General features: G+C 68.2%; 13 protein-coding genes. 8 read left to right on the plus strand and 5 right to left on the minus strand.

Annotated elements, in window-relative coordinates; genetic code table 11:
* Positions 1-1062 (minus strand): transglycosylase domain-containing protein (locus tag GOARA_RS10360; RefSeq protein WP_007322316.1); only part of this gene is annotated, 1062 nt, incomplete at its 3' end.
* Between the two features lie 314 nt (positions 1063-1376).
* Here GOARA_RS10360 and GOARA_RS10365 point away from each other — a divergent pair.
* Positions 1377-1694 (plus strand): WhiB family transcriptional regulator, encoded by a 318-nt coding sequence (locus tag GOARA_RS10365; RefSeq protein ID WP_007322317.1) that lies wholly within the window; start codon positions 1377-1379, stop codon positions 1692-1694.
* A gap of 44 nt (positions 1695-1738) precedes the next feature.
* On the opposite strand, the gene bagB is transcribed toward GOARA_RS10365, so the two are convergent.
* Both bagB and bagA read right to left on the minus strand, forming a co-directional pair.
* Positions 1739-2857, minus strand: a complete 1119-nt coding sequence (bagB, locus tag GOARA_RS10370; RefSeq protein ID WP_007322318.1) for an ArsA family ATPase — start codon at positions 2855-2857, stop codon at positions 1739-1741.
* A gap of 2 nt (positions 2858-2859) precedes the next feature.
* Positions 2860-3900, minus strand: coding sequence for an ATPase BagA (gene bagA, locus GOARA_RS10375; protein ID WP_007322319.1), 1041 nt, complete (start codon positions 3898-3900; stop codon positions 2860-2862).
* Positions 3901-3946: 46 nt separating this feature from the next.
* Between bagA and sp36 the strand changes: the two genes are divergently transcribed.
* From sp36 to GOARA_RS10390, 3 genes are read left to right on the plus strand one after another with little or no spacing between them, the layout of a single operon-like run.
* Entirely contained in the window at positions 3947-4126 is a 180-nt protein-coding gene (sp36, locus tag GOARA_RS20400) for a Sp36 family protein (protein ID WP_040522718.1), read from the plus strand.
* A 4-nt stretch (positions 4127-4130) separates the two neighbouring features.
* Positions 4131-4613, plus strand: a complete 483-nt coding sequence (locus GOARA_RS10385) for a RidA family protein (protein WP_007322321.1) — start codon at positions 4131-4133, stop codon at positions 4611-4613.
* A complete protein-coding gene (locus tag GOARA_RS10390; RefSeq protein WP_007322322.1) occupies positions 4610-5458 on the plus strand; it encodes an MBL fold metallo-hydrolase in 849 nt (282 codons plus the stop codon). The genes GOARA_RS10385 and GOARA_RS10390 overlap by 4 nt, the downstream gene beginning before the upstream one ends.
* 16 nt (positions 5459-5474) lie before the next feature.
* Here GOARA_RS10390 and GOARA_RS10395 read toward each other — a convergent pair whose 3' ends face one another.
* Positions 5475-6149 carry a Crp/Fnr family transcriptional regulator gene (locus GOARA_RS10395; protein ID WP_007322323.1) on the minus strand — a complete coding sequence of 225 codons (675 nt, stop codon included), beginning with the start codon at positions 6147-6149 and terminating at the stop codon, positions 5475-5477.
* 126 nt (positions 6150-6275) lie between these two features.
* Positions 6276-6566, minus strand: coding sequence for a hypothetical protein (locus tag GOARA_RS10400; protein ID WP_040522714.1), 291 nt, complete (start codon positions 6564-6566; stop codon positions 6276-6278).
* 61 nt (positions 6567-6627) lie between these two features.
* Here GOARA_RS10400 and nth point away from each other — a divergent pair, with 61 nt between their 5' ends.
* The 4 genes from nth to GOARA_RS10420 form a co-directional block, all read left to right on the plus strand.
* Positions 6628-7392 (plus strand): endonuclease III, encoded by a 765-nt coding sequence (gene nth / locus GOARA_RS10405; protein ID WP_007322325.1) that lies wholly within the window; start codon positions 6628-6630, stop codon positions 7390-7392.
* Entirely contained in the window at positions 7389-8072 is a 684-nt protein-coding gene (locus tag GOARA_RS10410; protein ID WP_007322326.1) for a TlpA family protein disulfide reductase, read from the plus strand. The genes nth and GOARA_RS10410 overlap by 4 nt, the downstream gene beginning before the upstream one ends.
* Positions 8069-8908 carry an NUDIX hydrolase gene (locus GOARA_RS10415; protein ID WP_007322327.1) on the plus strand — a complete coding sequence of 280 codons (840 nt, stop codon included), beginning with the start codon at positions 8069-8071 and terminating at the stop codon, positions 8906-8908. Before GOARA_RS10410 ends, GOARA_RS10415 begins: the two co-directional genes overlap by 4 nt.
* On the plus strand, positions 8905-9554 hold a 650-nt coding region (locus GOARA_RS10420; RefSeq protein WP_007322328.1), incomplete at its 3' end, for a CvpA family protein. The genes GOARA_RS10415 and GOARA_RS10420, both read left to right, overlap by 4 nt.

The raw sequence follows: 9554 nt of genomic DNA on the forward strand, positions 1-9554 counted from the left end.
AACGGCCGGATCCAGGGTGGTCCGAATCGTGTAGCCACCGCGCATCACCGTCGACCGGGACAGTCCGTTCTCGGCGAGGAACTTCAACGCGTAGTCGCAGAGGAAGCCGTTGTTCTTGGCCGAGATGCAGCCCTGCTGTGCCACTCGCGGCTGCGGCAGCGTGCCCAGGGGGAGTTTCTTGGCGTTCTCCAACTCCTCGCGACGGTCGGGGAAGTTGGCGATCATCGTGTCAAGGACGAGGTTGCGCCGATCCAGCGCCCCCTGCGGGTTGGTGTAGGGGTTGAGCGCCGAACTGGATTGCACCATGCCGGCCAGCAAGGCGGCCTGCTCGACGCGCAGATCCTTGGCCGGCACCCCGAAGTAGGTCTGGGCCGCGGTTTCGATGCCGAACGCGTTGTTGCCGAACGGAACGGTGTTCAAGTACCGCGTGATGATCTGCTTCTTGGCTTCCTGCTTGGCCTCGGTGGGGCCGAGGCCGCGCTCGCGGCGCGCCTGCTCGGTCAGCGTCTGCTCCATGGTCAGCGCCATCCGCACCTCGCGGAGTTTGCGGGCCGGAGTGGTCTCGGTCGCCGCCTGCTTCTCGGCCTCGGTGCGGGCCAGGACGAAGAGTTGGTAGTTCTTGATGTACTGCTGGTCGAGCGTCGACGCACCCTGCTGGACCTCGCCGGTGGACGAGTTCTTCAGCGCGGCGCGGATCGTGCCCTTCCAGTCGACCCCGTCGTGGTCGAAGAAGCGACGGTCCTCGATGGACACGATCGCGCGGATCATGTCCGGGTTGATGTCGTTGAATCCGACCTGGAACCGGTATTGGTCGAAAAGCAGCGCGATGGGACGACCGGTCACGTCGGTCATCGTCGTCACCTCGGGGACCGTGCCGTTGAGGAGTTCCGACGACACGTTCTCCACGGCGGCCGCCGCCCGGTTCGAGGCGACGCCGAGGCCTCCCGCGACGGGGAAGAGCAGGCCGGCGACGAGAACTCCGGACACGAAGATGGCGCCCGCAAGCTGTCCGAGCTTGCGTTTGGTCGTCGCGGAGAGTCGAGCGGAGGTGTTCAACGGCACAGCAAAGAGGATACGGGGGATTCCTAAGAAGGGGGTTATACCCGCCGCGAACCCCGTCGATCCGGCCCTGATTCCGGCTTCGGGGCGGCCGTGACCGTCTCGTTACCTATGTCCGCACTGTCGGATATGCCAGTGAACTGGGGCGTTTGCTGGCAGTTAGCACGAATGTCCCAGTTTCTCCGACGAGGTCTTGCTTTCTAAGGGAACTGCTACATAGATTTGACATCGGGTGTGACCCACGCAACACCCCGGGCGTGATGTGGCCCGGGCGACGGTATGGGCATTTGGTATATCGAGGCAGACAGGGGCTGGTAATGACGCCAACGACACTGACTACTGGGGAATCCGAAGCGCGACAGGCATGGGTGTCGCAAGCGAAATGTCGAGCGGAGGATCCGGACCAGCTCTTTGTCCGCGGTGCAGCTCAGCGCAAGGCCGCAACCATCTGTCGCCACTGCCCGGTCCAGCTCGAATGCGGGGCCGACGCGCTCGACAACCGCGTCGAGTTCGGCGTCTGGGGCGGCATGACCGAGCGTCAGCGCCGTGCGCTTCTGCGTCAGCATCCCGAAGTCACCTCGTGGGCCGCCTTCTTCGAGGCCCAGCGTCGCCGCCAGCGCGCCGACGTCGGTTAACAGCAACTACGCAAGACCCGGCGGCCGGCGCCAACGAGCGCCGGTTAGCCGCGAGCGGTGATCTGCTCGGCCACCGCGCGCAGCGCCTTCGCGTCCGCCACCTCGAACGGCAGCGACGGGACGCCGACGATCGGCACCTTGGGGTGCACCGTCGTGAATCGTCCGAGCAGATCCAGCTCCCGCCGGCCGGTGGCCGCGCGCAGCGCGTGGACTTCGAGAACGCCGCGCGTGAGTTCGTCGTCCATCTTCTCCGCGGTCGAGACCGCTGTCGCCTCGGAAATCGTCGTCAGGTTCGGGTGCGTCCGATTGACGATCAGCCCCGCCAACGGCATCTTCTCGGTCGACAGCCGGTCGACGAAGAACGCCGCTTCGCGCAGCGCGTCCGGCTCCGGTGCCGCGACGACCGCGAACTGCGTTCCCGGCTGGTTGAGCAGATCGTAGGTGCGCGCGGCGCGCTCCTGGAATCCGCCGAACATCGAGTCCAGCGACTGCACGAACGTCGCGACGTCGCGCAGCACCTCACCGCCGATGACCGTCGAGACGCCCTTCATCGCCAATCCGACCGCGCCGGTCACCACGCGTCCGACGCCACGCCCGCCGCCGATCAGCACCTTGCTCAACCGCCCCGAGAGGAAGGAGCCCAGCCGTTGTGGTGCATCCAGGAAATCCAGGGCGTTCCGCGACGGGGGAGTGTCGACGATGATGAGATCCCAGCGGTCCTCCTCGAGGAGTTTGCCGAGCTTCTCCATGGCCATGTATTCCTGCGTGCCGGAGAAGGAGGAGGCGACGGTTTGGTAGAAGCTGTTGGCCATGATGGCCTCGGCCCGTTCTGGGGTGGAGTGCTCGATCACCATTTCGTCGAAGGTCCGGCGCATGTCGAGCATCATCGCGTCGAGGGTGCCGCCGCCGCGTAGCTTCTTCCCGTCTCCGTTGGTCAACGGCACCGGCTGCGGCTCGTTGGTCAGCGAGTCGACGCCGAGGGATTGGGCGAGCCGCTTGGCCGGATCGATCGTGAGGACCGCGACCTTGCGACCGTGCTCGGCGGCGTAGAGCGCCATCGCGGCGGCGGTCGTCGTCTTCCCGACGCCGCCGGCCCCACAGCAGATCACGACCTTGGTCGACGGCGAGCGCAGGATCTCACCCATCTTCAGCACTTCGGTCATCGTCAGACCCCCGCCTTCCGCAGCACCTGCGCCAACTCGTACACGGTCGAGACGTCGTGGCTGTCGAGGTTGGGGAGTTCGACCGTCGCGACGGGCGAGCCCTCCGAACTCTCCACGGTGTCGAGCTGGCCGGAGGCGACCTGCTGCGCCTGGTAGCGGATCGCGTGCTCGATCGCTTCGGTCAGCAGGCCGGCCAGCTCGTCCTGGTCGAGGTCGATGCCGGCGTCGGCGAGCCGGGCCTTGATGCGCGCGGCGTCGATCGTGCCTTCGGCGATCTCGTCGATCTCGGCGTCGGGCAGCAACGCGGGCACCACCCGGTTGACGAAGATCGCGCCGACGCGCAGGTCCTTGCCGCGCAGTTCGTCGACGGCCTCGATCGTCTCCTGGATGGGCATGGCTTCCAGCAGCGTCACGAGATGCACGGCGGTGTCCGGCGAGTGCAGCAGTTTGGTCACGCCGTCGCTCTGATTGCGAATCGGGCCGGTCTTGGTCAGATCGGCCATGGCCTGGGTGACGTCGAGGAAGTTGCCGATCCGGCCGGTCGGCGGCGCGTCGACGACGACGGCGTCGTAGATCAGCTTGCCGTTCTTCTCCGTCGCGATGATGCGCTCTTTGATCTTGCCGGTCAGAATCACGTCGCGCAGGCCGGGGGCCACCGTGGTGACGAACTCGATGGCGCCGATGCGCTTCATGGCACGCCCGGCGAACCCGAGGTTGTAGAACATGTCGAGGTACTCCAGCAGCGCGAACTCGATGTTGATCGCGAGGCCGTAGACCTCACCGCCCTCCACGGTCGCGACCAGGTCATCGGTCGGCGGCAGCGGGGGACGGTCGAACAGCTGCGCAATGCCTTGCCGCTCTTCGCATTCGACGAGGAGTACTTTCTTGCCGTCCTGCGCCAGCGCCAGCGCCAGCGCCCCCGCGACCGTCGTCTTCCCGGTACCGCCCTTGCCGGACACGAAATGGAGCCGTGCTCGCTTCGCTGCCGGAGGCCACGTGTGGGCGGCATCGGTGCGCGTGTCGCTAACGTCCTTGGTGACCACGAGGTAAAGCCTAGCGATGTTGACGAAGGCGGATACGCTGGACTCTATGAGCGAGTCATCTTCTGTTTCCCGACCGGCGTGGGAGTACGCGACGGTTCCGCTGCTGACCCATGCGACCAAGCAGATCCTCGACCAATGGGGTTCTGACGGTTGGGAGTTGGTCAGCGTCCTGCCCGGGCCGACCGGCGAGCAGCACGTCGCCTACCTCAAGCGGATCAAGGACTGACGCCGTGGCAGCCCACGCATCCTGGTCCGCGCGACTGTCCGAACTCGGTGTGACCCTGCCGCCCGTGGTTCCGCCGCTGGCGGCCTACCAACCGGCGGTGCGCACGGGCAACCTCGTCTACACCGCCGGACAGCTGCCGATGGTCGACGGCGAGCTGACGGTCCGCGGGAAGGTCTCCGAGGGAGCCGAAGGCATCGTTGCGCCCGACGAGGCGAAAGCCGCCGCCCGGCAGGCCGCTCTCAACGCGCTGGCGGCCGTCGACGACCTGGTCGGCCTCGATGCGATCGTGCGCGTGGTCAAGGTCGTCGGTTTCGTCGCCTCGGCGGACGGCTTCTCCGGCCAGCCCGCCGTCGTCAACGGCGCGTCGGAGCTGCTCGGGGAGATCTTCGGCGACGCGGGCAAGCACGCCCGCTCCGCCGTCGGGGTCAACGAGCTTCCGCTCGGTGCGCCGGTGGAGGTCGAGCTGATCGTCGAGGTCCAGCCGTGACCGCCGACTCGGCGACATCGACGTCCGAACCGCTGACGCACCCGGCGTACGGCGAACTGCGCGAAGTCACGCCGTTCGCGTCGGTGCTGCTCTGCGACAACCCGGGCACCATGGAACTGGATGGCACCAACACCTGGGTGCTGCGCGCGCCAGGACACCCGGACTGCGTGATCGTCGACCCCGGGCCGCGCAAACACAAGAAGCACGTCAAGAAGCTCGTGAAATGCGGCAACGTCGTCCTGACGCTGATCACCCACCGCCACTACGACCACACCGGCGCGATCGGCGCGCTGCACAAGCGGACCGGGGCGCCGGTGCGGGCGCGCCGGGAGAACCTGTGCCGGGACGCGAAACCGCTCGTCGACCGGGAAGTCATCAAGGCCGCCGGATTGCGGATCACCGTGCTGGCCACCCCCGGGCACACCGGGGACTCGATGAGTTTCCTCGTCGAGTGCGACGGCCAGCGCGCCATGATCACCGGCGACACGATCCTGGGATCGGGAACGACCGTGCTGGATCCGCGCGACGGGGGACTGCGCGACTACCTCAACTCGGTGAACCGGCTCATCGTCGAGGGCAGCGGGCCGATGGAGTCGGCGACGGTGCTGCTGCCCGGGCACGGACCGGACCATCCGGATCTCATCCCGGTGGCCCGGTTCTACAAGCAGCACCGGGAAGAGCGGATCGATCAGATCCGTGCCGCGCTGGATTCGATGGGCGTCGCGCCCGGTGAGGCCAAGCCGATGAAGATCGTGCGGAGGGTGTACTCCGACGTCGACAAGAAGCTGTGGCCGGCCGCGCGCATGTCGGTCAAGGCGCAGCTGGAGTACCTGCGCGAGGAATGATCCGGCCGGCCGCGCGTCAGCGCGCGCGGCGGGCGAGACGCTCGGAATCGGCGATGAGGACGCTCTTGCCCTCCAGCCGCAGCCACCCGCGCTGGGCGAAGTCGGCGAGCGCCTTGTTCACCGTTTCACGGGATGCGCCGACGAGTTGCGCGATCTCTTCCTGAGTGAGGTCGTGCGTCACGCGCAGCGCACCGTTCTCCTGCGTGCCGAAGCGTTGCGCGAGCTGCAGCAGCTGCTTGGCCACGCGGCCGGGCACGTCGGTGAAGATGAGGTCGGCGAGGTTGTTGTTGGTGCGGCGCAGGCGGCGGGCCAGCACGCGCAGCAGTTGCTCGGCGATCTCCGGGCGGTCCTTGATCCACGACTTGAGGGCCTCGCGGTCCATCGAGACCGCTTTCACCTCGGTCACGGTCGTCGCCGACGAGGTGCGGGGCCCCGGGTCGAAGATGGAGAGCTCGCCGAACATGTCCGACGGTCCCATGATCGTCAAGAGGTTCTCGCGACCGTCGGGGGAGCGGCGGCCGAGCTTCACCTTGCCGGCCTGGATGATGTAGAGACGGTCGCCCGGCTCGCCCTCGTGGAAGATCACATGGCCGCGCGGGAACTCAACCGGCTGAAGCTGCTGGCTCAGCGCCGCTACCGCGCTGGGCTCGACACCCTGAAAAATGCCGGCCCTGGCGAGTACGTCGTCCACAGTGAACCTCTCTTATCGCGTCAAACAAAAATCGGGGACAGGCCTGGGTCGACCCGTCACACCAGGACAGGCTACTGGAAAGTCGAGCGGAAATGTTGGATGGGTCACGTTTGACCTGGCGGGTTTCTAGCTGGCCCGCCGCGCGCCGTTCATCGTGCTGTGGCCGGTGGCCGGCAGGACGGCGACGTCGGCGACTTCAGCCGGCTCAGACTTGGCGGGGGCTTTCCCGATCAGCAACGTGTCGACCTGCTCCGGGGCAACGGCGCCCGAACCCCTCATCGCCCGCTCCTCCAGCTTCTCGATACCCAGCGCGAAGAGCATCAAAACCAAGGGGAAGAGGAGCGCCGCCAGTCCGTGCATGCCGATCAGTAAACAACAACTCCCAGCGATCAACCACCAAATGCCCATGGTCTTCACAGCATCGTTACCGAGGGGCGGCTGACGGTCGAGTCGAGGGCGCATCGCCTAATCTGGATTGGTGAGCAAGGCAGGAAAGCCCGAGACGCATCTGGCGCTGGTGCGCCGTGCGCGGCGGATCAACCGCGATCTGATCAGGGCCTTTCCCCACGTCTACTGCGAGCTGGACTTCACAAACCCGCTGGAACTATCGGTAGCGACCATCCTCTCGGCGCAGTGCACCGACGTGCGGGTCAACCAGACGACTCCGGCTCTCTTCGCGCGGTACCGCACCGCCGAGGACTACGCGGGCGCGAACCGCGAAGAGCTCGAGGAACTCATCCGGCCCACCGGCTTCTACCGCAACAAGGCGAATTCGCTCATCGGCCTGGGACAAGCACTCGTGGAACGATTCGACGGCGAGGTCCCCGGCACGTTGAAGGAACTGGTGACCCTCCCGGGTTTCGGGCGCAAGACGGCGAACGTCGTGCTGGGCAACGCTTTCGGCGTCCCCGGCCTGACCGTCGACACGCACTTCGGGCGACTCGTGCGGCGATGGGGCCTGACCGGGGAAACCGACCCGGTGAAGGTGGAGACGGCGATCGCCGAGCTGATCCCGCGCCGGGAATGGACCGACTACTCGCACCGCGTCATCTTCCACGGCCGACGGGTGTGCCACTCCCGCAAGCCGGCCTGCGGCGTGTGCGTCGTAGCGCGTGACTGCCCGTCGTACGGCGAGGGGCCGACGGAGAAGGAGGCGGCCGCCAAGCTGGTCAAGGGGCCAGAGACCCCGCACCTGCTCGAGCTGGCCGGCATGGGTGAGGCCGTGAGCGGGTCGGCGGGATGAAGGACTCCACGCGCGAGGCGCTGGTCTCTCCGGTGTTCCGCTGGACCGTCGTGTTCGGCGTGCTCGTCGTCGCGATGGTGGTGGCGATCTGGCCGCGCAACACGCCGGGCACCGATCCGGTGTCGGACCCGAGCGCTCCGCCTCGTCCACTACCGTCGTCGCAGGTCGACCCGGCCGAACTCGCTGCCGCGCGCACGAAGGCGGCCCTGGCGCCGTGCCCCGCCCCGCACGGTCCGGTCGGGCCGAACTCGGTTCTCACCGGCGTCGTGGTCACCTGCCTCGCCGACGGCCGGCCGGTCGATCTGGGGCCGTCGACGGCGGGGCGCCCGATGGTGATCAACCTGTGGGCGACGTGGTGCGGGCCGTGCCGTCGCGAGCTGCCCGTGCTGCAGGAGTTCGCGCGGCGCGCCGGCGACCGGGTGACGGTGCTCGCCGCCCACGACCGGCAGGGTGCCGACGCCTACCTGGCGCTGGCGTTGCTGACCGAGATCGACGTGCGGCTGCCGACCGTGCTGGACCAGACGGGCGCATTGGCGCGAGCGCTGAAGGCGCGGCAGGTCCTGCCGTCGACCTTCTTCGTGCGCCCGGACGGGACCGTCGCCGCCGCGCCGGTGCGGCTGTATGAGAGTCCGGACGATCTCGCCGCCGACACCCGCAAGTACCTGGGGGTCGAGGCGTGAGCGGCCGCCCGCTGCCGACCGGCCATCCGACCGGGCCGCTGGTCGACATCGCGTCCATCCCACCGTGGCTGCACGCCCTCACCGAAGACGTCGACCGCTTGACCACCATCGTCAACAACCGCGGCGGCGACCGCGCCCGGCTGGCGCGCATGGTCGCCACCGCCCGCAACCGGCGGGCCGCGGCCGTGCTCATCTTGTTCGCCGGAAGTTTCGACGCCGATCCGACCGCGCCCGGCGGACTGCCCGACGATGCCGATGTCCTCCTGCTGGAACGGGCCACCACCCTGCGCCAGCACAGCGGCCAGGTCGCCTTTCCCGGGGGGGCTCACGATGACGGTGAGCCGTATCCGGTGCACACCGCCCTGCGCGAGGCGCAGGAGGAGACGGGCCTGGACCCCGACGGCGTCCGGGTGCTGGCCAACCTGCCGTCGTTCTCGACACTGCCCAGCCCGTTCGAGGTCGTGCCGGTCCTCGGCTACTGGGAGCGGCCGAGCGAGGTCCGCGTCGTCGACGAAGGCGAAACGGCCCGCGTCGCCCGGATTCGGATGCGGGAGCTTCTCGACCCCGCCAACCGATTCCAGGTGCGCCGCAACTTCATGGGCGGGCGCGTCTACCAGGGCCCGGCGTTCATGGTCGACGGCTTGCTGGTGTGGGGATTCACCGGCGGCCTGCTGGCCGCGATCAGCGCCGCCTCCGGCTGGGACGTCGCGTGGGACACCGACGACGTGCGGCCGCTCGACGACGCGATCGCCGCGGCGAAGTCCGGGCAGGATCACGGGCTTCCGCTCGATCTGCCGTTCTCGCCGGACCCCGACGATTTCGGTGAGCGCCCGTGACGGCCGGTCTCGTGATCGACATCGTGATCGTGGCGATCGTCGTGATCGCCGGGATCTCCGGTTTCCGCCAGGGAGCCCTGGCTTCGGCGATGTCCTTCGCCGGGCTCGTCATCGGCGCGGTGGCGGGGATCCTCATCGCCCCGCGGGTCATTTCCGGCATCGACGACGCGCGGACCCGGCTGATCGTCGGCATCGCGATCCTCGTGGTGCTGGTCATCGTGGGCGAGATCGCCGGGATGGTCGTCGGCCGGTCGATGCGCGAGCGCCTGCGCGCCACCCCGCTACGACTACTCGACAGCGCCGTCGGGCTCATCCTGCAGGCTGTCGCCGTGCTCGCCGCGGCTTGGCTGCTCGCCAGTCCGATCCGCGACTCATCGTTGTCGGCGGCCGCCGACGCCGTCGAGGATTCGCGCGTGATCACCGCCGTCGGCGACGTCGCACCGGCGTGGCTCAACGGTGTGCCCGACCGTTTCCGCTCGCTGCTCAACGACTCCGGCCTCCCGGACGCGATCGGCCCGTACGGCCGGACGACGATCAACCCCGTCGACCCGCCCGACCGCCGGCTCGGCGAGGTTCCGGCCGTGGGTCAGACGCAGCCGTCGGTGCTCAAGATCCGCGGCGAGGCGCCCAGTTGCCAACGTGCGCT

It is taken from the genome of Gordonia araii NBRC 100433, from assembly GCF_000241265.1.
GTDB lineage: Bacteria > Actinomycetota > Actinomycetes > Mycobacteriales > Mycobacteriaceae > Gordonia > Gordonia araii.